The organism is Curvibacter sp. AEP1-3, assembly GCF_002163715.1.
Lineage (GTDB): Bacteria > Pseudomonadota > Gammaproteobacteria > Burkholderiales > Burkholderiaceae_C > Allorhodoferax.
In genome coordinates, this window is the sequence record NZ_CP015698.1 from 2,954,506 (window position 1) to 2,978,798 (window position 24,293).

19 protein-coding genes are annotated in these 24,293 nt (G+C 59.1%); 5 read left to right on the forward strand and 14 right to left on the reverse strand.

Annotated features, from left to right (window positions below; genetic code table 11):
* Nucleotides 1-3: 3 nt before the first annotated feature.
* The gene (locus tag AEP_RS13850; RefSeq protein WP_087495926.1) at nt 4-714 is read right to left on the reverse strand and encodes a TerC family protein; all 711 of its coding nucleotides are present in this window, start codon (nt 712-714) and stop codon (nt 4-6) included.
* A gap of 346 nt (nt 715-1,060) precedes the next feature.
* On the opposite strand from AEP_RS13850, the gene AEP_RS13855 reads away from it, so the two are divergent.
* Nucleotides 1,061-1,480 (forward strand): DUF3717 domain-containing protein, encoded by a 420-nt coding sequence (locus AEP_RS13855; RefSeq protein WP_087495927.1) that lies wholly within the window; start codon nt 1,061-1,063, stop codon nt 1,478-1,480.
* Nucleotides 1,481-1,554: 74 nt separating this feature from the next.
* Here AEP_RS13855 and AEP_RS13860 read toward each other — a convergent pair whose 3' ends face one another.
* From AEP_RS13860 to ltrA, 3 genes are all read right to left on the reverse strand, one after another.
* Nucleotides 1,555-2,115 (reverse strand): YaeQ family protein, encoded by a 561-nt coding sequence (locus AEP_RS13860; protein WP_087495928.1) that lies wholly within the window; start codon nt 2,113-2,115, stop codon nt 1,555-1,557.
* Nucleotides 2,116-2,222: 107 nt separating this feature from the next.
* Nucleotides 2,223-3,617, reverse strand: coding sequence for an adenylosuccinate lyase (gene purB, locus AEP_RS13865; protein WP_087495929.1), 1,395 nt, complete (start codon nt 3,615-3,617; stop codon nt 2,223-2,225).
* A 118-nt stretch (nt 3,618-3,735) separates the two neighbouring features.
* Complete coding sequence (gene ltrA / locus AEP_RS13870; RefSeq protein WP_087495930.1) at nt 3,736-5,445, reverse strand: group II intron reverse transcriptase/maturase; 1,710 nt, start codon at nt 5,443-5,445, stop codon at nt 3,736-3,738.
* 1,038 nt (nt 5,446-6,483) lie between these two features.
* Between ltrA and AEP_RS13875 the strand changes: the two genes are divergently transcribed.
* Nucleotides 6,484-7,098, forward strand: a complete 615-nt coding sequence (locus AEP_RS13875; RefSeq protein WP_087495931.1) for a glutathione S-transferase C-terminal domain-containing protein — start codon at nt 6,484-6,486, stop codon at nt 7,096-7,098.
* A gap of 360 nt (nt 7,099-7,458) precedes the next feature.
* On the opposite strand, the gene AEP_RS13885 is transcribed toward AEP_RS13875, so the two are convergent.
* The 8 genes from AEP_RS13885 to AEP_RS13920 all read right to left on the reverse strand — a co-directional run bounded on the left by AEP_RS13885 (nt 7,459) and on the right by AEP_RS13920 (nt 14,581).
* Nucleotides 7,459-7,917, reverse strand: coding sequence for a nuclear transport factor 2 family protein (locus AEP_RS13885; protein ID WP_087495933.1), 459 nt, complete (start codon nt 7,915-7,917; stop codon nt 7,459-7,461).
* Nucleotides 7,914-8,663, reverse strand: a complete 750-nt coding sequence (locus tag AEP_RS13890; RefSeq protein WP_232459832.1) for an SDR family NAD(P)-dependent oxidoreductase — start codon at nt 8,661-8,663, stop codon at nt 7,914-7,916. The genes AEP_RS13885 and AEP_RS13890 overlap by 4 nt, the downstream gene beginning before the upstream one ends.
* Before the next feature lie 105 nt (nt 8,664-8,768).
* Complete coding sequence (locus AEP_RS13895) at nt 8,769-9,302, reverse strand: DUF3833 domain-containing protein (protein WP_087495935.1); 534 nt, start codon at nt 9,300-9,302, stop codon at nt 8,769-8,771.
* Complete coding sequence (locus tag AEP_RS13900) at nt 9,299-10,576, reverse strand: MFS transporter (protein ID WP_087495936.1); 1,278 nt, start codon at nt 10,574-10,576, stop codon at nt 9,299-9,301. The genes AEP_RS13895 and AEP_RS13900 overlap by 4 nt, the downstream gene beginning before the upstream one ends.
* Nucleotides 10,573-11,145: a chalcone isomerase family protein gene (locus tag AEP_RS13905; protein WP_087495937.1), complete on the reverse strand. Its 573-nt coding sequence runs from the start codon at nt 11,143-11,145 to the stop codon at nt 10,573-10,575. Before AEP_RS13905 ends, AEP_RS13900 begins: the two co-directional genes overlap by 4 nt.
* A gap of 32 nt (nt 11,146-11,177) precedes the next feature.
* The gene (locus tag AEP_RS13910; RefSeq protein ID WP_442873336.1) at nt 11,178-12,425 is read right to left on the reverse strand and encodes a class I SAM-dependent methyltransferase; all 1,248 of its coding nucleotides are present in this window, start codon (nt 12,423-12,425) and stop codon (nt 11,178-11,180) included.
* A 21-nt stretch (nt 12,426-12,446) separates the two neighbouring features.
* On the reverse strand, nt 12,447-13,274 hold the full coding sequence (locus tag AEP_RS13915; RefSeq protein ID WP_087497344.1) for a DUF1365 domain-containing protein: 828 nt from the start codon (nt 13,272-13,274) through the stop codon (nt 12,447-12,449).
* A gap of 11 nt (nt 13,275-13,285) precedes the next feature.
* The gene (locus AEP_RS13920; protein ID WP_087495938.1) at nt 13,286-14,581 is read right to left on the reverse strand and encodes an NAD(P)/FAD-dependent oxidoreductase; all 1,296 of its coding nucleotides are present in this window, start codon (nt 14,579-14,581) and stop codon (nt 13,286-13,288) included.
* Nucleotides 14,582-14,807: 226 nt separating this feature from the next.
* On the opposite strand from AEP_RS13920, the gene AEP_RS13925 reads away from it, so the two are divergent.
* Nucleotides 14,808-15,671 carry an acyl-ACP desaturase gene (locus AEP_RS13925; protein ID WP_087495939.1) on the forward strand — a complete coding sequence of 288 codons (864 nt, stop codon included), beginning with the start codon at nt 14,808-14,810 and terminating at the stop codon, nt 15,669-15,671.
* Here AEP_RS13925 and AEP_RS13930 read toward each other — a convergent pair.
* Entirely contained in the window at nt 15,654-16,883 is a 1,230-nt protein-coding gene (locus tag AEP_RS13930) for an HD-GYP domain-containing protein (RefSeq protein ID WP_087495940.1), read from the reverse strand. The two genes, AEP_RS13925 and AEP_RS13930, sit on opposite strands and share 18 nt — an antisense overlap.
* An 89-nt stretch (nt 16,884-16,972) precedes the next feature.
* Here AEP_RS13930 and AEP_RS13935 point away from each other — a divergent pair, with 89 nt between their 5' ends.
* Nucleotides 16,973-17,476, forward strand: a complete 504-nt coding sequence (locus AEP_RS13935) for an adenylyltransferase/cytidyltransferase family protein (RefSeq protein ID WP_087495941.1) — start codon at nt 16,973-16,975, stop codon at nt 17,474-17,476.
* 11 nt (nt 17,477-17,487) lie between these two features.
* On the opposite strand, the gene glnE is transcribed toward AEP_RS13935, so the two are convergent.
* A complete protein-coding gene (glnE, locus tag AEP_RS13940; protein WP_087495942.1) occupies nt 17,488-20,193 on the reverse strand; it encodes a bifunctional [glutamate--ammonia ligase]-adenylyl-L-tyrosine phosphorylase/[glutamate--ammonia-ligase] adenylyltransferase in 2,706 nt (901 codons plus the stop codon).
* A gap of 27 nt (nt 20,194-20,220) precedes the next feature.
* On the opposite strand from glnE, the gene AEP_RS13945 reads away from it, so the two are divergent.
* Complete coding sequence (locus AEP_RS13945; protein WP_087495943.1) at nt 20,221-24,276, forward strand: YhdP family protein; 4,056 nt, start codon at nt 20,221-20,223, stop codon at nt 24,274-24,276.
* The last annotated feature ends 17 nt before the right edge of the window (nt 24,277-24,293 follow it).

The window sequence follows — 24,293 nt, forward strand, 5'->3', positions numbered from 1 at the left end:
TGGTTAGTGCGCTGAGCGCTCAGCAGTTGCGGAGCGCTTCTGGCTCCACCAGCCGGCACCTAGCACCGCTGCAATTGCCAGCGCATAGAGCGCCCAGCGCGACATGCTCTGCACATCAGTTGCGCCGCTATCAGTACCGAAAACATTCACCAGCCATGGCTCATGAACCACCATCTTTGCGGCAGTGAATGCAAGCACAGCGGCACCCAGTTGTATGATGACCGGGAAACGCTCCACCAGCTTCAGCACCACATTGCTGCCGAACACCACAATCGGCACACTAATCAACAGGCCGATGATGACCAAGTCCATGGCACCGTGTGCCGCACCGGCTACACCCAGCACATTGTCTACGCCCATCAAAGCATCAGCCACGATGATGGTCTTCATGGCACCCCAGAACGTGGTGGCGGACGGGCCGTCATGCTCGTCACCGCCTTGGTCTGCCAGAAGTTTGTAGGCAATCCACAGCAGACCCAAACCGCCAACCAGCATCAAACCGGGAATTTTGAGCAGCCAGACCACACCAAGCGTCATCGCAGAGCGAACCACGATGGCGCCCACGGTGCCCCAGACGATAGCTTTTTGTTTCAAGGCAGGGGGAAGGTTGCGCGCAGCAAGCGCAATCACGATGGCGTTGTCACCGGCCAGCACCAGATCAATCAACACAATGGCCAACAAAGCGGACCACCAGGGGGCGGACATGAATTCCATGAGAGTACCTCGCAACGAACGAAAAAGCCGCTGCAGGTGGAGGAGTGGCAACCACGACCCCGCCTGCAAAAAGGCGTGAATCGAAGGTCTTGCTCGAATGTTCCGACCGAACACCCCGACAGACCGGAAGCTTGTCGCTTCGTATTGACGATCTGCCGAAACGGCTGAGGGCCGCTTGGAGCTACTCCCCTCCGGAGAAGTGGGAAATATAACAACGTAACTTTTAGGCCTATAAAAAAGAGGGTTTTCCGCTCCGGCCGCAAATGCAGGTCATCGCAAGGAGCCGGGCCACGTTTCGGAGTCCCCGGTATATGATGCGCCTCCCCCGAAACCAGAGACATATCCATTGGCAGGCATACACATCACCGATATCGAGTCGGCCATCAACTTCTGGCGAGCGCGTGAACCCTCTCCGGACGGGGTATCCCTGCCCGCGCCCACTCGCGCCTTGGCCGAGGTGTATGCCTTGCTGATCTACTACCACGAGACGGAGGCGGACGAATTCAGCATGCCGCCCAAAGCACTGGCAGCTTGGCAAGCCTGGTATGACTCGACACCCGATACGCCTTGCATCGCGATTTGTTCCACCAGCCAAGGCGATGAGACCTGCAAAGGTTGCGGACGCACCTTTGAAGAAGTGCAACTCTGGCCGGAGATGCGCCCTGCCGAAAAGCGCGCTACCTGGCGCCGCATCACCCTGGATGCCAGCTCATGGCGCTTTAACCGTTATGCCGAGCGGGCAGCAGAATCCAGGTCATTGGGGTGATTTGCTGCTGATTTGATAGCGCCTTGCGCATATTCGATGGGCGCTAGATGCCTATTGGGCTTGAAAGCGGGGGCTTACTTCCAGCGGACAGGTTCAATATCCACGGTGCTGCTACCGTCGCCCAGCATCAATACGCCTTCCTGAACGGTCGCTTGCAATTGCATGCTGCGGGCAGCCAGTTTGGCCAATGCCTGGGATGTCGCCGAGGGGATGCGCCACACCTGCAATTTGTCCAAGCGAATGAGTTTGGTCTCAATCCCCTTCCACCAGATGTCCGCCGAATGCGCGAAAGGATAGAGCAACACGGAGTCGGCTTTGTTGCAGGCCTTGGAAATCGGCTTGTCTTCCGGCTGGCCCACTTCAATCCACAGCCGTTTTTGCCCGGTGAAGTCCGTCAGCGACACATCGGGATCTTCCGGGTCGGACAACCCCGCCCCGAAGGCTAGCGTGCCGTCTCCATTGCAGACGCTTTGCAGCTTATGGGCGTTGAACGCCAGGGCCACCAGACGAACCATCATGCGCTCGTCCGTCTCGCTGGGGTGGCGAGCCAGTGTGAGCGCGTGGTCTGCGTAGTAGCTGTTCTCAATGTCTGCAATCTGCAGATTGGCTTTGTAGATGGTGGATTTGAGTGCCATGGCGTGCCAGTAAGGGGGAGTGGGCGTGGAACACCGCGGAACCGGCTAAGCCGGGCCGCTGGTGTTGTCCCCCTACCAGGGGGAAGCGGCGAATGCCGCTCAGGGGGTCACACGCGTCTAGCGAGTTCAGACGCCTTGCCGGTGTAGCTACCGGGCGTCATGGCCAGCAGGCGCTCTTTCTCGGCCTCGGGAATGTCCAGACCCGCAATAAAGCCTTGCATCAGCTCGCGCGTCATGGCAGCACCCCGGGTGAACTTCTTGAGTTGCTCGTAGGGCTGGGGCAATCCGAAGCGGCGCATCACGGTCTGGATGGGCTCGGCCAACACTTCCCATGAGGAATCAAGGTCCTCGGCGATGGCGGCTTCGTTGATCTCCAGCTTGTTCAAGCCGGTCATCAGCGAGCTGTAGGCCAGCACGGCATAGCCCAAGGCCACGCCCATGTTGCGCAGCACCGTCGAATCGGTCAGGTCGCGCTGCCAACGGGAAATCGGCAGCTTTTCGCTCAGATGGCGCAACAAGGCATTGGCTAAGCCCAGATTGCCCTCGGCGTTTTCAAAGTCAATCGGATTGACCTTGTGCGGCATGGTGGACGAGCCCACTTCGCCGTCCTTGAGCTTTTGTTTGAAGTAACCCAGCGACACATAGCCCCAGATATCGCGGCTCAAGTCGACCAGAATGGTGTTGGTCCGTGCTACCGCATCAAACAGCTCCGCCATGTAATCGTGGGGTTCGATCTGAATGCTGTAGGGCTGGAAAGTCAGGCCCAAGCCCAGCGGTTCGGGGGTCTCCACCACTTTCTTGCTGAAAGCTTCCCAATCAAAGTCGGGCCAGGCGCTCAGGTGGGCGTTGTAGTTGCCAACGGCGCCGTTCATCTTCGCCAGAATTTTTACGTTGGCAATGCGGTCGCAGGCGGCTTGCAGGCGGACGACCACGTTGGCCATTTCCTTGCCCACGGTGGTGGGGCTGGCGGTCTGGCCATGGGTGCGGCTCAGCATGGGCACATCAGCGTAGGCGTGGGCCATGTCCCGCAGCTTGAGGACAATTTTGTCCAAAGCGGGCAGGACGACAACATCCCGCGAAGCGCGCAACTGCAAGGCATGGCTGGTGTTGTTGATGTCTTCGCTGGTGCAGGCAAAGTGAACAAACTCGCCGGCTTTTTCCAGTTCGGGACGGGCTTCGAACTTGGATTTGATCCAATACTCGACGGCTTTTACATCGTGATTGGTCGTCTTTTCAATAGCCTTAATGGCTTCACCGTCGGCTTCCGAGAAGTTTTTCACCAAGCCCAGCAGGTAGGTGCGGGCGCCGGGGGTCAGGGGTTTGAACTCTTCAAAGCCAGCGTCGCTCATGGCGATAAACCAAGCCACTTCCACTTGCACGCGACGGTGCATATAGCCCAGCTCACTGGTCAGGGGGCGCAGGGTAGCAAGTTTGGCGGCGTAACGGCCGTCCAGCGGAGAGAGGGCGGAAATGGCGGAGAAGGTGGAGGGTAGGGAAACCATCTCGCGATGATAACCCCCCCTAAGAACCGTGCTTGCGACTTTCACCGCACACGGCTCACGCGCGACCACTAACTACACAGCTTCCTAGGGTTGCAAGTCCCTCGACTGTTTCGTCAGATTAAAGTCCCTTCGCGTTGGGGACCGGCTTGATAACCTTCAAACCTAGGGCGTGGACACGCCTGTGACAAATCGGGTGTAGCAATACCCGATTGGATAGGGCGTCGCTCCCACCCAGCTGGCGATAAACGATATGGTGATCGTCCATATTTTCATCAGCTATGTCTATCTCTTGCTCACAGAGAGCGCACTTACCATCCTGGTCGAACCATAGCGAGGCTCTTTGAGTACTCCAAATGGTTTCACCCATTCGTTGCACCCGCAGTTTTTCACCATAGGCCACCCATTTGGGGTGAAAAGGGTTGTAATCCCCTCTCACCTTGACATGATGGAGGATCCCCATGTCGGACAAGGAGTACAGCGGGAACGGTATCCTAGATTCTCCACCAAACGGGTCATCCTGCAACCCAGCAAAGCGTTTACGCTGACCACACTGCTTCCAGTAGTGGCCATATACCCACCCTGCTGTTTTGCGGGGATGTCTGCGCAGACCCCAGCGCATCAATCTCCAATAGATTAGGTGATCGACTTTGCTGAAGGTCCGTTTTGAGACCGCACCTTTGTGGTACTGAGCCCAGCCTTTGAGGACTGGATTCAGGCGCTGTATCAGCGTTTCTGTTGGAACCGACAAGGCATCTGCAATGATTTCCTTCACCTTTCCGTAGAACGCTTTCACGTTTTTCTGGTTTGGTTTGATGAGTAGTTTGCCCCCGTATTTGCGGAAGTTCCACCCTAGAAAATCGAAGCCCTGGTCGATATGCACGATGCGCGTCTTTTCCTCAGACAGCGTTAATCCCCGCTCGCGCAGGAATCCAACAATCCAAGGTTGGACGACTGATTCCAGTAACTCTTTAGAGTTGCCGGTTACTACAAAATCATCGGCGTATCTGACCAGATTAACTTTGGCGGCTGTGGCCCCTCGGGTCTTCAGCCTTTTCCGAAGAAATTGCTGCAGACCTGTTTCCAAGCCGTTCAAGGTTGTATTAGCCAGTGTCGGCGAAATGATGCCGCCCTGTGGCGTGCCTTCATTTGTGCGTTGGAGTTGACCCGCGTCTACTACCCCAGATTTCAACCATTTCTTTAGCGTCACTTTGTCCATGTGGACATTCTTCAGCAGCCAGTTGTGGTTGATGTTGTCAAAGAACCCGCAGATGTCCGCGTCCAATACCCATTGAGCAGATGTCTTTTGGGAGAGGGTTGCGAACAGCTGACTCCTTGCGTCATGTGTAGATCGTCCTTTCCTAAAGCCGTAGCTATTCGGATCGGACGCACATTCCACAGCCGGCTCCAGCGCCAGCAGGTGGAGTGCCTGCATCGCTCTGTCTTTCATGGTCGGTATGCCCAATGGCCTTTCCTTCCCGTTAGCCTTTGGGATATAGACCCGCCGCAAGGGGCGAGCCCGATACCCATTGGTGTTCAGACAACCAATCGCATTCCATTTCTTAGTTGGCGTATCCCATAGGACGCAATCGATGCCACTCGTTCGCTTCCCTTGGTTTTCCGTTACTTTCCTGACGGCCAATGCCTTGGCCTGCCAGGATCGGATCAGACCCCGCGTGAGTCTTGCGACCCTACGGAAATCCTTCTCCGTTTCTGCCTGCGCTATGCGCATCTGCGCCTTTCCTACGAACTGCATGACAGCCTTCCAATCAATGGAGTGCCATTCACTTGATTCGTCCGGAGACGCAGCATCGTTGCCGATGTTTTCCATACCATTCTCCAGTTAGGTAAAACCCATTTGAAGAAGGCACTGACCCAGAGGGTCAGATACCCTCTGGGTCATAGTTAAAAGTCGCAACGGCTTTACGCTGTCGCACCCTGAGCAAGTCAGCCAGCTTTCACTGCGAGGCAGGGCCTCTATGCCGTCCATTACAGACGGCCATTTGCTTTTTGCTCAATCCTCTACCCCCTCCACCATGGCCATTGCTTACACGCCGGTTACCAGCACTTTGCAGTGCGGGCAGTGAATGGGGCTTACCTCGTTTCCCTCTGTGCCCATCTGGCTGGCAAGCCAGACGATGGGGTTAGGGACTCTCTATCCGCCGGAAGTCTTAGAGGGGAACGACACGCCATGAATGACTGGCGTATCCTGACTTCGTGCCTTTTGGCCGCAGCTCCTTCCTTTTACAGGAAGAGACAAGCGTTAGCTGCTTAATCGTCACGGCGGTTCAAGCGAGAGTTCACATTACATTTCCCGTACCCTTTACCTCGGCGACCATCTCACTTCTTGCTCGAGAGATTGGGACTGACTTACGCCAATCTTGCGTGCTCGCGCACCGGTCGTTTGGCCGTAGCTCCGCACCTCCGGATTACTCCAGACGTACGTACGGTCGAGGTCACGTCGTTCCAGACGTGGTTTCTTAGGAAACAAGACACAGAGAGCGGTTACGCTCTGTTTGCCACCAAAGCAGCGGCCCACATTTACAAAGATTTACCTTTGAATGTGGCATTTTGACAACGAAAAGCCCACCCGAGGGTAGTCCTACGTTGAGAACCCACCCTTTTCGGGCATGTTCAAGATCACTTTTTGACGGGCAAATAATGATCTTCGGTCACTTACTCCCGAGGGAGAAAGTAGCAGTTTTCCAGAGGAGAAACTGCGCTTTGAAAGGCTGATTAATTCAGCTACAGAAGCGACATCGAGTCGCACCATCCCCCGATTGTAGGTTGTGCGCCACGGACAACCCCGCACACCATAGCGGCAACCCCCGCTGGATAGAATCACCCTTCAAGCAACTGCAAAGTCCTCATGAAACTTATCGGATCCACTTCCAGCCCCTTCGTTCGCAAAGTCCGCGTCGTGATGGCCGAGAAGAAGCTCGATTACGTCCTGATTCAGGAAGACGTCTGGTCGGCTGAAACCCGCATCGCGGACTCCAACCCGCTGGGCAAAGTGCCTTGCCTGATCATGGAAGGCGCGGAAGCGCTGTTCGACTCCCGCGTCATTGTGGAGTACCTCGACACCCTGTCCCCCGTGGGCAAGTTGATTCCTGCTGTCGGCCGTGAGCGCGCCGAGATCAAAACCTGGGAGGCGCTGGCGGATGGCCTGATGGAGGCTGCCGTACTGGCCCGTCTGGAAGCCACATGGACAGGCCGGACCAAGGCTCAACGCAGTCAAGTCTGGATAGACCGCCAAATGCTCAAAGTGAACGATGCCCTTAAAGCGATGGCCCGTGGCTTGGGCGACAAGCCTTTTTGTGCAGGTATCCACCTGAGCCTGGCCGACATCGCGGTGGGCTGCGCTTTGGGCTATCTGGACTTCCGTTTCCCTGAGATTCAATGGCGTGAAGATCACCCCGGCTTGGCCAAGCTCTTTGAGAAGCTGGCGCAGCGCCCCAGCTTCGCGGATACCGTCCCGGCCTAAGCCCTGCGCGGCTTTGCAGACTGAATAGCGCTGCGGGCCGCGTGTTTACAAGGCATTACACAAATACGCTCGCCAAAAGGCGGAGGCTTCACTACAGTTGCCTCACTATGCCGACGTATAAAACTGTCTACAAATGCCGCGAATGCGGGGCCACCAGCTACCAACAGGTGATTGAACGGGCCGCCAGCGGAGCCCTCAAGCCGACCGGTCAGTACAAATGCACGGGTTGCCGCAATGTCTTCGCAAGCCTGCGTGCCTGGTGGGAGCCTCGCCGGCAAGTGGACTTTCAATCCAGCAAACTGACGCCCCTGGAAATTTCCTCCCAGTGAGGCGGTTCAGGCCCAACGGGGAGGCTATGCCTTAGCTGTTCGCCCGTTTTTTCAGCCAGCGCATCACACCGCCGACCACCGGCAATTTCTCGTAGAGCTCTTCAGCAGCATCCCAGTAATCGCGGTGCAAGGTCACCAGACCCGCCTCGTTGAACGCCACATGGGTGGCACCCAGAATCACCTGTTCGGTGTCTGGTGAAAATCGATTGAACCGGAAGCGGAACTCCCAGGTCAAAAAACACTGCGGGCCCTGGACCACCCGCTCCAGCACCACAAACCGCGGTTGATCGAGCGCCACAAACATGTGGCTGAAGATGCGCTGGATGTCGGGGAGCCCGATCACGTCGTTGAATGGATCTTTGAAGCGCGCATCGACGGCATAAATCCTGGACAGCTCCGCTACCGTGTCTGGCGTGATGTGCTCAAAGAAATCCACCATCCGCTGCACGGCAGATTGGTGTGATTCAGCGTTTGATTGCTGGGTGCTCATAGGGTGGCGCGCCGTACCAGCGCAAAAAACAAGCGGTCCGGCAGCAGGCGCAGCAGCTGCATCCACAAGGTAAACCGCCTCGGAAAGTGAATCTCAAACCGGCCCTTGGCCCAGCCCTTCACCATGGCGTCTGCCGCTTGAGCGGGTGTGATCAGTGCGGGCATGTCAAAGGCGTTGTTGGCAGTCAGCGGCGTCTGCACAAAACCGGGACTGATGAGGGACACCCCCAGTCCCTTGTCCCTCAAGTCGAGGTACAAGGTTTCTGCCAGATTGATGAGTGCCGCCTTGGTGGGCCCATAGGCCAGGCTGTTGGGCAGGCCGCGGTAGCCGGCCACACTACCCACCAGGCTGATGTGGCCGTGCCCTTGCACCAGCATTGCCGGGGTAACGGCTTGCAGCACATAGAGCGCACCTAGGTAGTTCACTCGCATGTGGCGCTCCATGTCCGACACGTCCATCTCATATGCGCGCATGGCGTTGTAATGTCCGGCGCAATAGATCACGCAGTCCAAAGGCCCGGCGGCCAGCAACGTGTCGACCGCCGCTTGCACTGCGGCCTGGTCTGAGGCATCCAGCACCAGCGCCCGGCTGCCGGGATGGCGAGTGGCGAAATCCTGCAGTGCAGCTTCCTTTCGGGCCGACACCGTGACCTTGGCGCCCAAGGCGTGCAGTGCTGAGGCGGTGGCCTCCCCGATGCCGCTGGACGCACCAACGATCCACACAGACTTTCCCTGCCAATCCACCATGGGCGGGTTCAGGGGTTGGAAGAAACCTCTGGAGGAACTATTTGCTATATTTTTTGTAGCTGCTCGCGCTGAATCGGCGGGCGCAAAGGTGTTTTTTTGCATACATCAGCGTTTGGTAAACGACAGCGTGACTTCGCCCAGCTTCACCCCGAATTTGCTCATGGTGGCCTTGTTGAGCATGACCTTGTCGGTCATCAGGTACATCCAGTCGTCAAAACGCACCTCGTACACGTTGCCGTCCACCGGCAGGCTCAGGGTGTAAGTCCAGTAAAACGCGTTGCCCCGGGCTTGGCCTTGCGCGGTACCGATCACATCGCCTGCGGTTCCGGTGTACTTGCCGTCGGGCAGCTTGGTGAGGCGCCACACCCGTTTTTGGGTGGTTCCGTCGGAGTAGGTGAAGTCCTCGTCCAGCACGCCCTCGTTGCCCTGCCAGCTGCAGTTCATGACCACGGTAAAGCGCTTCACCACAGCCCCGGAGCGATCGGTGAAAACGCCGTAGGCATCCAGCGTGCCGTTGAAGTATTGCTTGAGGTCCAGCTCCGGCTTTTCAGTGCGGTACTGGTCGATGTTTTGGGAGGCGCAGCCCCCCAGCATCAGGGCGCTACCGGTGGCGGCAGCAAGGAGCAGGCGTCGTTTCATGGGGACCTCCGCAGAACAAGGGTGGTGAGCAATGCTGCTGCGATGGCTTTCAGGGCACAGGGCAGCAGGCAGTAGGCGAATGTGAGGGTGTTCAGCGCCTGGGCATCCCGGGCGCCGGGCGTGTAGCCCAGCCATGCCAATGCCGGCAGTGCCACACCGGCAGCCAGTGCCAGGTTGAGTTTGGTCGCAAAGTTCCACCAGCCGAAGTAGGCGCCCTCGGCCCGGCCTCGGTCCCCCTCACCGGCGATGACACCCGCCAACAGGGCGCCGGGGATAGTGAGGTCGGTGCCGAGTGCCACCCCGGAGAGCGCGCACACCAGCACAAACGGCAGCGTGTCGCCGGCGCCCAGCAGGGAGGCAAACACAAACACGGCAATCGACAACACCATGCCCGCCAGCCAGGTGCGGGCCAGCCCTATGCGCGTCACCAGCTTGAGCCACAGCGGGATTGCCAGTGCTGCGCACACAAAGTAGCTGCCCAGGAATAGCGGCTCGCTCTGGGGCGAGGCTTGCAGCCGGTCTTGCACGAAAAACAAAATCAAAGTCGCCGGCACAGCGCTTGCAATGCCGTTTACGACAAACACAGCCAGCAGGGCGCGAAAGGCAGGGCGGGTGAACGGCAGCCAGATGGAGGCTGCTTCTGTGGGTACCGTCGCATCGGCTTCCACGGGCGCTGCGAGGGGTCGTGGTGCGCGAGTCCAGGCCCACCAACCCGCGATAAGTGCTATGAAAAACAGAGCTGCTGTCGCAGGCAGGCCGAGCGCTACGGGCGCAATGGATGCCAAAACCACGCCAGCCAGACCTAAGCCTTCCCGCCAGGCCACGACCCGGCTGCGGTAGTGCTCGTCCCCGCCCAGCATGGCGCCCCAACTTTGGTGGCTGATGCTCAGGAAGCTGTAGGCGGCATAGGTGAACAGCAGGCACACGGTGGCCCAGACCAGCAGCGCCTGGGTGCCTTGCACCGGCGGGAAGAACAACAGATAAAAACCGGCGCCCAAGAGTGCACAAGCCAACGCTGCGCGTTGGAGCAAGGTGGCAGCACCCCGCAGGTAGAGCTTGTCGCTCCATCGACCCAGCAGCGGGTCTATCAAGGCGTCCAACAAACGCGCAACCAGCAGCACCAAGCCCAAGGCAGCTAGTGGCACACCGAAGGCTTTGGCGTAGTGGTTGGGCAGGATCACATACAAGGGCAAGGCCACAAACGCCAAGGGCAGCCCCATGAGTCCGTATCGCCAACCCTGGCCGGCTGGCAGATGCGACAAGGTGGCGCTCATGGCGCGATGCCGGCCAGTAGCTCCGCGCGCACACGGGGCTCACTGGTGTGATCGGCCAACCAGATACCAAAGAACAAGCGACTGAACTCCGGGTCCTTGATGCCCGGACGGGGCTGGCCATTCAGCCAGAACTTCGCGCCTTGACCGGGCACATGCATGCCGGTGATGCGGTCAGCCGCTTTTACGTCCGCAAAGGCCGCGTTCATGGCGGCCAGCCAGCGGTCCGCGGTGTCTTGGCTGATAGGGCCGCCTCGCCGCATCTCGTCAAGAGAGCGTTGGGCGATGGCACTGCCGCTAAGACTCCGCAGATAGGTCAGCTCCAGGGCAAGCGGGCTTTGCCAATAGGCAGCTGACTTGAACCCGGCCGTCACCCACAGGCGTGCGTCATAGATGTTGAGCCCGAAAAAGCGCATGCGCGTGCTGCCCGCCAGACTGGCGCCCGGCAGCTCGCTGCCGACTTCCGCCGGTGGCGTGCTGCTGCCTTGAGCCGCTGCCTGCAGGGTCAGCACGGGCATAAAGCAGGCGGCACTCAGTGCAAGTAAGGTACGGCGCAGAAGCGGGCGTGACATGCGTGGGCTTTCCATCAAGCGTTAGGACCTGCTCAGTCGGGCTTGCGCAAGGTGTATTGCACGACGTCGATGTTGTCTTCCAGGAAAGCCGCCTCGCAGTAGCAGAGGTAGAACTCCCAGATGCGCATGAAGCGCTCATCGAAGCCTTTGCTGAGCACCTCGGCGCGCTTTTCCAAGAAGGCATCGCGCCAACGCTTGAGGGTCTCCGCATAGTCGTGGCCGAACGAGAGTTCATTCACCACGTCCAGACCCGCAGCCCGCGCTTGGGCGCGGAATTCCTTGGGGCATGGCAGGCAGCCACCGGGGAAGATGTACTGCTGGATGAAGTCAGTGGATGCTATGTAGCGCTCAAACAGCGCGTCATCGATCACGATGCTTTGGATACAGGCGCGACCGCCCGCCTTGAGTTTGTTGGCGATGGTGGCGAAGTAGGTCGGCCAGTATTCACGGCCCACCGCTTCCACCATCTCAATGGAACAAATGGCGTCGAATGGAGCGTCCTGGATGTCGCGGTAGTCCTGAAGCCGCAAGTCTGCTTTGTCCTGCACGCCCAGTTTGCGCATGCGGTCTTCGGCAAACGCCAGTTGTTCGATGCTCAAGGTCACGCCGGTAATTCCGGCTTGAAACTCCGTGGTTGCCATCTCAGCCAAGGCTCCCCAACCGCAGCCGATTTCCAGCACACGGTCGCCCGCTTCTACGCCCGCTTCCTGCAAGGCCCGGCGGACTTTGGCTTTCTGCGCCAGTGCCATGGGCTGGTTCAGGTTGGAGCTGAACAAGGCCGACGAGTAGTTCATCGTGTCATCCAGCCACAGGCTGTAAAACGCGTTGCCCAAGTCGTAGTGCGCGTGGATGTTTTTCTGGCTGTTGGCTTTGGTGTTCCGGTTCAGCAGGTGCTTGATCCGGTACAGCAGGCGCCCGGCCCAGCTGCCGTAAATCACGCCTTCGACCTCGGCCCGATTCTTCACCAGCACCCGAAGCAGTTCGGTGAGGTTGGGGGTAGACCAGTCGCCAGCGATAAAGCTCTCGGCAAAACCGATATCACCGGACTTGAGGGCTGCGCCGCACACCTTCCAGTTATGCAGCACCAGGCTGGCGTGCGGGGTGGCCTCACCGCCGAAGCGGTGGGCGCTGCCGTCAGGCAGTTGCACGGTCAGGCTCCCGTGGCGGAGTTTTTGCAGCAGCTTGAATACGGTGCGGGCTGCAGCCGGGGTGCCAGCAGGCAGAGTGGTTGCAGCCGGTGTCGTGGAAGGCATGCCGGGGTTCATGGTGTTGGAGTTCATGGCAGTCTCGGGCGTCAAGGTTCAGGGTGTGTCTGCGTGAGGTTGGGGCGTGCCGGCACGGGTGGTCAACAAAGCCGGGGGCACGGGCTTGCGGAAGAACGGTACTTTTTTGATCCACAACTTGAGGGCTTGCCAGTGGATGCGCGCCACGACGCCCAGCGTCATGGCCGGGTAGTGCCAGAGTGCATGGCGTTGGCTTGCGGCAGTCAACGTTTCGAGTTTGCCGCTCACGCTGGTTTCTATCAGCGGGCCGCTTGCATCGTCGTAGTCAATGCGGGCAACAGTGCGGCGGAGGTCGGCGGTGAGCATGAAGCGGAAGCGGTAGCCGCCCTCCACAGGGCAAAACGGCGAAACGTGAAACACTTTGTCTGCGTGCAGTTCATGCCCGAAGCGGGGGTGGTCCAGCAGGTAACAGTGCCGCTCGCCGAAAGTGTTGTTCACCTCCACAAGAATCGCGCGCAAGCTGCCATCTGGACGGTGGCAGTACCAAAAGCTGACTGGCTTGAAAGTAAAGCCCAAGACCCGTGGATAGCAGTGCAACCAGACCTCGCCGGTGGCATCAGTAATGCCTTCCTGTGCGAGCAATTGGTCCAACCAAGCCAATGCGCCGCCTTGTGCCAAGGAGCGTCCATCGCCGTGGTCAGCGTCATAAAAGCTCAGCGCTGCAAAGCGGTTGCGTGCAAGGTATCCGCCGGTTTGTTGGGCCATGCTGCGCATGGGCAGCATCAAAAAATAGGTACCGTAGGCAAAGGCATTGCGCACCGGCTTGAGCCGGGTATGGCGCACTTCGCCAAAGCCGATCAGCGGTATGGCTACTGGCGAGGTGGCGGGCGCAAGACCGGGTTGCATGGCGATATCCGTCAAACCGTTTCCAGGCCCAGTCGCGCCTTTAGTCGGCGAGCGACGTCCAGTCCGGATTTGAGGCCGTCTTCATGGAAGCCGTAACCGGTCCATGCGCCGCAGAAGTAGGTATGTTGCTGACCTTGCAGTGCGGGCACTTTGTGTTGTGCCTGAATGGCCGCGAGATCGAACACCGGATGGGCATAGTCAAAGCTGCCGTGGATCAAGGCGGGGTCAATGTCGCTCACAGGGTTCAGCGAGACGACCACGCTTTGCGCGAACGGCAGCGGCTGCAACATGTTGAGCAAATAGTGCAGACAGACCCGTGCGCTGTCCTGGCCTGCGTCTGCACTGCGTTCGTAGTTCCATGCGGCCCAGGCACGGCGGGCTTGTGGCAAGACACGTGTGTCCGTGTGCAGCACCGCGCGGTTGGGTTGGTAGCGGATGGCGCCCAGCGTTTCCCGCTCGGCGGAGCTGGCGTCGCCAAGCAGGGCCAAGCTCTGGTCGGAGTGGCAGGCCAGTACGACCTCGTCAAATCGTTCGGTTTGCCCGTTGATGGTCAGTGCGACACCCTGTTCATCCCGGGTGATGTGTTGCACCGGGGTGTTGAGTCGCTTGTCGGCAATCTTGGAAATGATTTTCTCGACATAGTGCCGTGCGCCTCCGGTCACCGTCCACCACTGGGGCCGGTTGCTCACCTGGATCAAGCCATGGTTGTGGCAGAAGCGGATCATGGTGGCTACCGGGAATTGGAGCATCTGGTCGGTCGGACAGCTCCAGATACAACCCAACATGGGCAGGAAATACCAATCCCGGAATTCGACCGAGAGTTTGTGCTGCACCAGAAACTCAGAGAGGGGCTGCATCAGCTCTTTCTCGGCATTGCGCACGGCAATGTCGGTGGCCAATGCGTTGAACCGGAGCACGTCCCGCAGCATGCGAAGGAAGCGCGGATTCACCAGATTGCTGCGCTGAGCGAACACGGTGTCCAGTGAAGAGCCACTCCATTCCAGCGCACCAGACCCTTTGGCCCCGGGTACCTGGACCGAGAAGGACATGTCGGACTTGGCGGTATCCACACCCAGCTCGGCAAATAGCGCGATCAGATTAGGATAGGTGCGCTCATTGAAGACTAGAAAGCCTGTGTCTACGCCGTGGGTCACCGGGCCGGCGGGGCCGGGCAAAGTGACATCCACCGTGTGCGTATGCCCACCGAAATAGTCGCCCGCTTCCAGTAAGGTGATGTTTGCGAGGCCGTGCATGCGGTGAGCTACGGCGAGGCCCGAAATGCCGGAGCCGACGATGGCAATCTTCATGCGGCGCTCCTGGGAGCAGTGGAGACGGTGACTGGATAACAGCGCATACGGCAAGGATTAAACGTTTCGGTAATTTTGTGACTGATTGGTAATATATCGCAATGCTTGGTTTTTGTGTGGGTTTTTCTAATACTTTGCCCGCCAAGCAAAAAGCCCTTATGACTGAAATGTGTCAAGTAATTGACACACGTCAGGACTAAAATTTGGCCAGTTTTGAAAGGTTGTCATGCTCTACCCCGAACTCTTTAAACAGTTGGAATCTGTGCGCTGGGACATGGATAAAGACATCCCTTGGGATAGCTTTGACCCTGCCATGCTCTCTGACGAGCAGGCTGCCACGATCAAAATGAATGCGATCACCGAATGGGCAGCGTTGCCGGCTACCGAAATGTTCCTGCGGGACAACCGGGGCGACAGCGATTTTTCGGCCTTCATGTCGATTTGGTTCTTCGAAGAGCAAAAGCACTCCTTGGTATTGATGGAGTACCTTCGCCGTTTCCGGCCCGACATGGTGCCCACCGAAGAAGAACTGCACGCCATCCGTTTTGAGTTTGATCCTGCGCCCGCGCTGGAAACGCTGATGCTTCACTTCTGCGGCGAGATTCGCCTTAATCATTGGTACCGTCGTGCGAGTGATTGGCATACCGAGCCAGTTATCAAGGCCATCTATACCAAGCTCAGCCAGGATGAGGCGCGCCACGGCGGCGCCTATTTGAAGTACATGAAGCGCGCTATTGGCAAGTTCGGCGTCGAAGCCAAGTCAGCGTTCGCCAAAGTGGGTGTGTTGATGGCCAGTGCGCGCCGCACGGCACAGGCGCTTCACCCCACCAATTTGCACGTTAACAAATCCCTGTTTCCCCGGGACACCATCCAGAGCCGACTTCCCAACCCCGAATGGCTGGAGCACTGGCTGGACAAGCAAATCAATTTCGACGCCGTGTGGGAAACCAAGGTGGTGGAGCGCATCCTGCACAACATGAGTCTGCTCATGGAGCGCAGCTTCACCACCGTGCAGGAGCTGAACAAGTTCCGCAAAGAATTGTCCAAAGACCTGGCGGGCGCGCCCGTTGCGTCACCAGGGGCGGTCTGACTTCGGAAGGGCAGTGAGCGGCAATAGCCGCTCCAAATTCAGTTGCACCTTCACATCGCGGTGTGGCACGCTGGCCACAATGCGGTGTTCCCGCATGCTGGTGTCGCGAATAGCGGGTTCCACCGTGGGCACGCCGCTTTTGTTGAGAAGCACTGCCACCCGGGGCGTCGTGGTGTTTTGTCCGCGTTGAATGACTACACCGACTTCATTGGTCGCCAAGCGCACAAACGAGCCCGGTTGATAGATACCCACCGCCTTTATGAGGGCAGCTCCTGCCTCGTCAATGGCTTGGTTCTCGTCGAAGTAACAGGCCTGCATGGCCGCGGCCGGAGCTATCGGCAGGCGTGAGGCCCGAGGCGCCAATCGCGCAGCAAACATGTCGGCGCGCCGGATCAGACGTGCCAAGCGGTCGCCGGGCGTGCGCGGCGCCAAGGGGCCGGGCGCTGCAGTGTGATGTTGGTGGACTGCCGTCAGCCACACCGGCTCCTGAATACCCATCTGTTTGAGCAACAGTGCGGATCGCGCGGCATGTTGTTCAATCTGCAGTTGTTGCGCTTGGTTGGGCGGTTCCAGTTGCTGAGCGAGCTTGTCCTGCATGTCCGTCATGCTGTAGTTCATGGTCAGCGCAGCCATGCCGACCAAGGACTGCTCCTGTTCCGGCCAGTTCAGCACATCTTTGGCGGCCAACATACACATTACGCTGACCAACATGGCGTGGGTCGCGCTGTACATGCGCAGCTCAGTGGAGGACAGGTAAATCAAGGCGAACAGCGTGCCGTCAGGGTTGCGCTGGGTGTGCCTTACCAACTGCCGTTGCAGGCGTTCCAAGCGGTCCCGGAAGCTGGCTTCGTGGGTGTCGCGCAGCAGTGCATTGCAAATCGCCTGCAGGTCCAGCCAGTCCATGCGATCGTCCTGCGCGGCCTGGCGTTCGGTCAATGTGTCACTGGAAATCTGGGTTTCAGCAATCTCGCCCAAGGGTTTGTCGTCCCGTACCAGACCATACAAGTGGTCCACATAAGCGCGGTGATGGGCCTCGGAGTCTGCGACGTCGATGAATAGTCCGCCCCCTCTGTGTGAGATTTCATCCAGGTCGCGCCGTGAGGGAATGACATAGCCTTTGCAGGCCAAAAGGATTCCTTCCTTGTCCATGAGCGGGAAAGGGAGGGGGGATCCGATACGTATCGATTCGATATTGACGGCGACGAGGTGCATAAGGCTGCGCGATTATGCAGCTTCCATCGGCGCTTGGCGCCCACTCTTGAATTGGGTGGTGAAACAGGTGGAACTGATAGGATCGCTGCATGAAAGATGCAGTTCCTCTCCCCGCTTTCCTCGACAAAATTACGCGTGTTGAAGACCTGTCAGAGGCGCTCGCCAAGCTACCCAAGCCGTGGGTGTTTACGAATGGGGTGTTTGATGTTCTGCACCGGGGTCACGTCCTGTATCTCGCCCAAGCACGTGCTTTGGGAGGCAGCCTAATCGTTGCGCTCAATACCGATGCCTCGGTACGTCGACTCGGCAAGGGGGATGACCGCCCGCTCAATGCGGAAGCGGATCGTGCGGTGGTGATGGCCAGCCAAGGCGCCGTGGATCTGGTGACCTGGTTTCCCGAAGACACGCCGGAAGCCCTGATTGCGCACATACGCCCCGACATTCTGGTCAAAGGCGGCGACTACGATATGTCCAAACTGCCGGAAACCAAGTTGGTAGAGAGCTGGGGTGGATTCGCCCGCGCACTGCCTTTTGTATCCGGTTACTCGACAACCGGCCTGGTTAAAAAAATCCGGGCTACAACCGCGGGTTAGCAAAACGCATCTCAGGCGCCGAAAACCTGGTGCCAAAGCACCATACCCGCATTTTGTTGCTCAATGGCTTCTTCGGTTGGCACCTGTGTAGGGGCTTCATCCAATCGGGCTTGGTGCTGTAGTTGACGCAGCTGGCGATAGGTTTGTGCGGCCTCCTCTCCCACCGGGGCTGGCAACAAGCCTACCGCCTGAGCACGTTGTAGCAAGGCAATGTTTCCAACGTTGTCTAGCAAAGTTGGGTGCAAGCGCCCCGCACTGAGCACCAGGTACTGCACAGTAAATTCGATATCCACCATGCCACCCGGGCTGTGCTTGACGTCAAACCATTCCGGGCCCGTGGTGTGGCTGCTGCGCACCTTGTCGCGCATGCTGTGAATTTCGTCGCGCAAGGCGATCGGGTCGCGCTGACTGCACAGCACTGCGTGGCGCACCTCTTCAAAACGCCGCGCAAGTTCCGGTGACCCAAAAACACAGCGTGCTCGGGTAATGGCTTGATGCTCCCAGGTCCAAGCCGTATTGCTACCGCGCTGTTGCTGGTAGTTGGCGTAAGCCTCGAAGCTGGTAACCAGCAGGCCTGAATTGCCGTTGGGGCGAAGGGCTGTATCGATCTCATAAAGATCACCCTCTCCCGTATTTACGGTCAACCAGTTGATCAGCTTGCGTACCAAGGTCGAATAGACCTCCGGCGCCCGTTCATCTTCGTCGTCGTAAACAAACACAATGTCAAGGTCACTGCCGTACCCCAGTTCCTTGCCGCCCAGCTTGCCGTAGGCAATGATGCCGAAGCGCGGAACCTCAGTGTGGCGCGTCTTGAGGCGGCTCCAACACCAGCGGGTGGTCGTGCTCAGCACGGATTGGGCTAAGGCACTCAGGTCATCCGCAACCTGCTCAACGGTGATACGTCCCTCCACATCGCGTGCAAGCGTTCTGAACACCTCTGCATGGTGGGCGCGACGCAACAGGTTCAACAGGCTTTCGTCATCATCTTCTCCGCTACCTTGGAGTGCCTGAAGGCGGCGTTCCAAATCGGCTTCAAAGACAGCCGGATCGAAGCGCTCGTCCAGAATGCGGCTGTCTGCTAGCTCGTCGATGACGCCCGGGTGTTTGAGCAGGTACCGCGCAGGCCACCGCGCTGCGCCCAGCATCCGCAATAGGCGCTCATGGACTTGCGGTCGCTCCAACAACATAGCGAGGTAGCTTTCCCGCCGAAGCAAGGGCTCCATCCAATCGGCCAGCCTCACGGCAGCGTCTTCCGTCGTTCTGCCGTCTTGCACCCACTGAGCCGTACGATGCACCAAGCGCGCAAGACGCTGACGCGACTCCTCTTTCAGTGCAAGCACTCTGGGGTGCGCGCGCCAAGCAGCAATACGCTCTTTGAAGCTGCCGCTCAAAGCGTCCAAGGTGGCATCGAAGTCGTATACCTCGGCTTTATTTTTTCCGGTGCAACCTTTGCATTGAGGCTCGCCACCACCCAGTAGCGCATCGAATTCCTGCGCCACCATCTCGCGATGCCGGTCCAGCTCTCGCAGCAGGGCACTGCTGTCCGGGAGCTCCATAGATCGGGCTATCCAGAGCAGGTCGGATTCTTCTGTCGGCAAAACATGGGTTTGCTGGTCATCCAGGTACTGGATACGGTGCTCCACTTGGCGCAGAAACAGGTAGGCTTCTGACAGCCCGGTGGCACTGCTTTGCGGCATCAGGCCGGCTTGCACCAGGCGCTGCAGAGCGCTGACAGTCGGCCGGGTACGCAGGTCCGGGTACTGACCGCCGCGTACCACCTGGAGCAACTGGACGGTAAATTCGATTTCCCGGATGCCCCCGCGGGACAGTTTGACGTCGTTGCTGCGCTCAGGCCGGCCGGCACTGCGCTTGGCAGCGTGCTCCCTGATCTGGCGGTGCAGGATCCGCAATGAATCAAAAACGTTGTAGTCGAGGTAGCGCCGGAACACAAAGGGCACCACCACCCCCCGCAACTGCAACGCAGTAGCTGAGCCTACGGCCGCTGCCGGCGCGACGACCCGGCTTTTTAACCAGGCAAACCGTTCCCATTCCCGGCCTTGTACGTGGAAATACTCTTCCAGTGCGCCCAGTGATACCGCTGAGGGGCCGGAGTTGCCATTGGGACGCAACGCGAGGTCAACGCGGAAGACGAAGCCATGGTCCGTGCTGTCTCCCACTAGGGCATACATGGCCCGCACCATCTTCCCGAAGAATTCCTGGTTTGAGATGCGCCCGCGCCCTTGCGGGTCACCGCTGGTCTCTCCGTCCTGGTCATACACATAAATCAGGTCGATATCACTGGAGACATTGAGTTCGCGAGCGCCTAGCTTTCCCATGCCAATGACCAAAAATTGCGCGGGGCTGCCATTTGCGGTTTGGGGTGTTCCATACTGACTGGCCAGCTGCGAGAAGCTGGCCGCGTACGCCTGATCCAGTGCCCATTCGGCCAGGCTCGTCATGACGCCTGTGACCTGGGAAACATCCGCGGCGCCGCCGCAATCGAGGCAGACCAAACGTTCCAATGTGAGCTGCCGGGTAATGCGCAGCGATGTACCCAAGTCATGCCCTGCACTTTGCAGGGCTTTTGTGAGGTGGGAAAGGTCCGCCTTGGTGGGCAGGCCTGCGGGCAGCATGGCTAGCTCGGTGGCATAACGCCGCCGTATGCGCTGGGCAAAACGGGAGCCGTCCGACACAGCGGAATTCTCAAGGCGGGTCATAATTCCTGACTAAGTCCCCATAGCACGATGAACGATTTGATTTCCGCCCCCTCACTCCGTCTCCGGGTGTTTGCAATCCTTGCAAAATGGGCGTTGCGTGTGCTGGCTATGGCGTGGCTGGCCGTTGGCTTGCTGTGGTGCGGACTTCATTTTGTCATTGTGCCGCGAATCGCAGATTTCCGCCCATGGGTGGAAACGCAGGCCACGCAAGCTTTGGGGTTGCAGGTCCGTATCGGGGAATTGCAAGCCCGGTCCAATGGTGTCATCCCTTCCATCGAATTGTTGCGCGTCACGGTCTTTGACCGTGAGGGGCGTGAAGCCTTGCTGTTGCCCAGCGTGTCTGCCGCTTTGTCGCCGCGTTCGATTTTGGGGCTGGGCTTCGAACAGCTGCATGTCGATAGTCCACAACTCGATATCCGCCGGACCCTGGACGGCAAATGGTGGATTGCGGGATTGGAGATGGTGACTTCCCCGGCCGAGGAGGGTGCGGGAGCCGACTGGCTGTTCTCTCAAGCTGAAGTCGCTTTGGTGAATGGCAGCGTGACCTGGACAGATGAAACGCGCTCGGTCGAGCCAGTCACTTTCCAGCGCGTCAATCTGGTCGTGCGTAACCGCTTGCGTACCCACTCCATGCGATTGGATGCCGACCCTCCGGAACACTGGGGTGCCCGACTGAGTGTGCAGGGCGTTTTCCGCCAGCCGCTGTTGTCCCGGCATGCGGGTCAGTGGACGGAGTGGGACGGGCAGGCGTATGCGGACTTCTCGCGCGTAGACCTGGCAGAACTGGGACGCTATGTGGATTTGGGTGTTCAGCTCGCGCGGGGCAGTGGTGTGTTTCGTGCCTGGGTCGACGTGGTGCGTGGCACGCCCACCGGGGCTGTCGCCGATGTGAGCTTGAGCCATGTGAATGTGACGACAGGGCCCTCGCTGGAGCCGCTGGCACTGGCTTCCGTGTCCGGCAGATTGGGCGCCAGGGCCTTGGATGGCGGTAGCGAATTCAGCACGGAGTCATTGCAGTTTGTCACGCAAGACGGCCTGCATTGGCCTGGCGGCAATGTGCGCCTGCAACTGTTCGCCCCAAGCAATAAAGTGCCTGAACACGGCACATTGACGGCAGACCGGTTGGACCTGGCGGCCTTGGCCCAGATTGCAGGCCGGTTGCCGCTGGAGCCCCAAGCCCACGCGCTGTTGCAAAGGCTTGACCCCAAAGGCGTCGTGGATGGCCTGGAGGCCAGCTGGCAAGGCCCCGTCGAAGCGCCACACACCTACAAGGCCAAGGGCAAAGTCAGTCAGTTGAGTTTGCCCTCCTGCCACTGTGAGGTAGACAGTCGCCCCGGGGTGCAAGGCCTGGACGCTGAATTTGACATGGACCAGACGGGCGGCAAGGCAACGCTCGCCTTGCGCCGTGGCATGGTGGATGCCTACGGTGTTTTTGAAGACCCTGTCGTGTTTTTTGACCAGCTCACCGGCGATCTCCAGTGGAAGGTGGACGGGCCGCGTCTTGTTGTGAACGGTAGTAATGTGCGGTTTTCAAATGCCGATGGGCAGGGAGAGCTGAAGTTCAGCTGGCAAAGCGCGGTGGCCGGCAATGGCATGGCGGGCCCCGGTAGCTTGGATTTGCAAGGCACCCTAGCCAGGGCGGATGGCGCCCGTGTGCACCGTTATTTGCCGCTGGCCATGGAGAAAAATTCGCTTGAATATCTGCGTGCTTCACTGTTGGGCGGTGTGGCGAGCAACGTGCAATTCAAGGTCAAAGGGGACCTTGCGAAGTTCCCGTATCGCACGGGGCAATCCGGCGAGTTCCGCATTGCTGCATCCGTGCAGAACGGCAGTTTTGCCTTTGCCCCTGCCTTTGTATTGCCCAAGGACAGCCTCCCGTGGCCGGTGCTGAACCAGTTGCAGGGCGAGATGGTGCTGGACCGGGACGTTCTGCAAGTCAAAATCAACCGTGGTGTCGTGGGGGCAACAGGCTTGCAGATCGGCAAAGCGGAGGCCCAAGTCACCCGCTTGTACGACGCATCGCAGGTGAGCGTAACGGCCGAGGCCAAGGGCCCTTTGCCCGATCTGCTGACGGTGGTGAACACTTCACCCTTGGGCCCCCTGATGGACAAAGCCCTGGCACAGACTACCGCTACTGGCGTGGCGGATTACAAATTGAAGCTCGGTTTTCCGGTGTCGGACGTCAACAAGGTGACCGTACAAGGCAGCATCGTGCTAGGCGGCAATGACTTGCAAATCATTCCGGATACCCCCAAGTTCAGCCGGGCACGCGGGACGATTAACTTCACCGAGTCCGGCTTCAGTCTGGCCGGTGCACAGGCCAGAGCTTTGGGTGGAGACATCAGGGTGGAGGGCGGCTTGTCCTTTGTGGTCGCACCTGCCACTACCGTTGCAGCACGTGCAGCGCCCAACCAATTGAGGTTTTCCGGGGCGGCGACGGCTGAAGGCTTGCGGCAATCCCGGGAGCTGGGTGCCGCAGGTCGTTTGGCGCAATTTGCCACGGGTAGCGCTCCTTACACCGCCAGTTTGGGGTTCCGCTCTGGTGTACCGGAGTTGCAGATCAACTCCACCCTGGCAGGCATGGGCCTGAACTTGCCTGCGCCTTTGGGTAAAACAGCAGAGATGGCATTGCCAGTGCGTTTCGAGTCCGCGCTGATACGCCCTCTGGCTGGTGGGCTGCCGAATAATCGCTTACGTGACCGCTTGCAGCTAGAGGTGGGCAAGTTGGCTTCGTTCACCTTTGTGCGGGACCTTTCCGGCGTCGAGCCCAGGGTGCTAAGCGGCGCTATCGGGGTGGGGTTGGCGGCCGACGAATCCGCTCCTTTGCCGGAAGAGGGCGTGGTGGCCAACATGAATATTCCGCGCCTCGATGCGGATGCGTGGTCTGCGGTGCTCGACACATTGAGCATGGATGTGCCTGCCAGTGCGGGCGCCAAACCTGCCGCTATTGGCGGGCTGGCCACTAGCGGCTACATGCCCACCGTGCTGGTGCTCCGTGCGAAAGAATTGTTAGTTTCCGGGCGGCAGATCAATAACGTGGTGGTGGGCGGTGGTCGCGAGGGTCCTCTATGGCGTGCCAACCTGGATGCCACGGAGCTCAGCGGCTATATGGAATACCGCCAGCCGTCTGGCGCGAATGCGGGGCGCTTGTATGCGCGCTTGGCCCGCCTCTCCATTGGCCAGAGCAGTGCTCAGGATGTGGAGTCCCTGCTGGATGAACAGCCCTCTGCCATTCCGGCACTTGACATCGAGGTGAATGACTTTGTGCTCCGGGGCAAAAAGCTGGGCCGCATCGACATAGAGGCGGTCAATCTGGGGAGCGCCAACACCCGGGAGTGGCGCCTGAACCGATTCAACATCCAGACGCCGGAGGCTCAGCTCACGGCGAGCGGCAATTGGGCCAGCATCAATGCGTCTGCCGCCCCGGTGGGCAAAAGCGTACGCGAGCGCCGCCGCACCGTGCTGAACTTCAAGCTGGATATCAATGACTCGGGCGAGCTGCTCACTAGGTTGGGGATGCCGGGCGTGGTGCGCAAAGGCAATGGCAAGGTGGAAGGACAGGTGGCGTGGGCGGGCTCGCCGATCACGGTCGACTACCCGAGCATGAGCGGCAAGTTCAATGTGAATGTGGAAACCGGCCAGTTTTTGAAAGCTGAGCCCGGCATCGCCAAGTTGCTGGGCGTGTTGAGCCTGCAAAGCCTGCCGCGCCGTTTGACCCTGGATTTCCGGGATGTATTCAGCGAGGGCTTTGCGTTTGATTACTTCCGGGGCGATATTGCGGTTGAGCAGGGCATTGCCAAAACCAGCAACTTGCAGATGAAGGGCGTGAACGCTGCGGTGTTGATGGACGGCCAGGCCGACATTGCCAAGGAAACCCAAAATCTGCGGGTGGTGGTGGTGCCTGAAATCAATGCCGGCAGTGCCTCCCTGATTGCCTCAGCGATCAACCCGGTGGTGGGCTTGAGCACCTTTCTGGCCCAACTGTTGTTGCGTGGGCCGCTGGTCAATGCAGCGACCCAAGAATTCGTTGTGGACGGCACTTGGCTGGACCCGAAAGTGACCCAGGTGCCCCGCAAGCCTTGAGAGCGCAAAGCTGCTTT

Coding starts and splice junctions, on each gene's coding strand:
- AEP_RS13850 (WP_087495926.1), bottom strand. CDS start 714: ATGGAATTCATGTCCGCCCCCTGGTGGTCCGCTTTGTTGGCCATTGTG.
- AEP_RS13860 (WP_087495928.1), bottom strand. CDS start 2,115: ATGGCACTCAAATCCACCATCTACAAAGCCAATCTGCAGATTGCAGAC.
- purB (WP_087495929.1), bottom strand. CDS start 3,617: ATGGTTTCCCTACCCTCCACCTTCTCCGCCATTTCCGCCCTCTCTCCG.
- ltrA (WP_087495930.1), bottom strand. CDS start 5,445: ATGGAAAACATCGGCAACGATGCTGCGTCTCCGGACGAATCAAGTGAA.
- AEP_RS13875 (WP_087495931.1), top strand. CDS start 6,484: ATGAAACTTATCGGATCCACTTCCAGCCCCTTCGTTCGCAAAGTCCGC.
- AEP_RS13885 (WP_087495933.1), bottom strand. CDS start 7,917: ATGAGCACCCAGCAATCAAACGCTGAATCACACCAATCTGCCGTGCAG.
- AEP_RS13890 (WP_232459832.1), bottom strand. CDS start 8,663: ATGGTGGATTGGCAGGGAAAGTCTGTGTGGATCGTTGGTGCGTCCAGC.
- AEP_RS13895 (WP_087495935.1), bottom strand. CDS start 9,302: ATGAAACGACGCCTGCTCCTTGCTGCCGCCACCGGTAGCGCCCTGATG.
- AEP_RS13900 (WP_087495936.1), bottom strand. CDS start 10,576: ATGAGCGCCACCTTGTCGCATCTGCCAGCCGGCCAGGGTTGGCGATAC.
- AEP_RS13905 (WP_087495937.1), bottom strand. CDS start 11,145: ATGTCACGCCCGCTTCTGCGCCGTACCTTACTTGCACTGAGTGCCGCC.
- AEP_RS13910 (WP_442873336.1), bottom strand. CDS start 12,425: ATGAACTCCAACACCATGAACCCCGGCATGCCTTCCACGACACCGGCT.
- AEP_RS13915 (WP_087497344.1), bottom strand. CDS start 13,274: ATGCAACCCGGTCTTGCGCCCGCCACCTCGCCAGTAGCCATACCGCTG.
- AEP_RS13920 (WP_087495938.1), bottom strand. CDS start 14,581: ATGAAGATTGCCATCGTCGGCTCCGGCATTTCGGGCCTCGCCGTAGCT.
- AEP_RS13925 (WP_087495939.1), top strand. CDS start 14,808: ATGCTCTACCCCGAACTCTTTAAACAGTTGGAATCTGTGCGCTGGGAC.
- AEP_RS13930 (WP_087495940.1), bottom strand. CDS start 16,883: ATGCACCTCGTCGCCGTCAATATCGAATCGATACGTATCGGATCCCCC.
- AEP_RS13935 (WP_087495941.1), top strand. CDS start 16,973: ATGAAAGATGCAGTTCCTCTCCCCGCTTTCCTCGACAAAATTACGCGT.
- glnE (WP_087495942.1), bottom strand. CDS start 20,193: ATGACCCGCCTTGAGAATTCCGCTGTGTCGGACGGCTCCCGTTTTGCC.
- AEP_RS13945 (WP_087495943.1), top strand. CDS start 20,221: ATGAACGATTTGATTTCCGCCCCCTCACTCCGTCTCCGGGTGTTTGCA.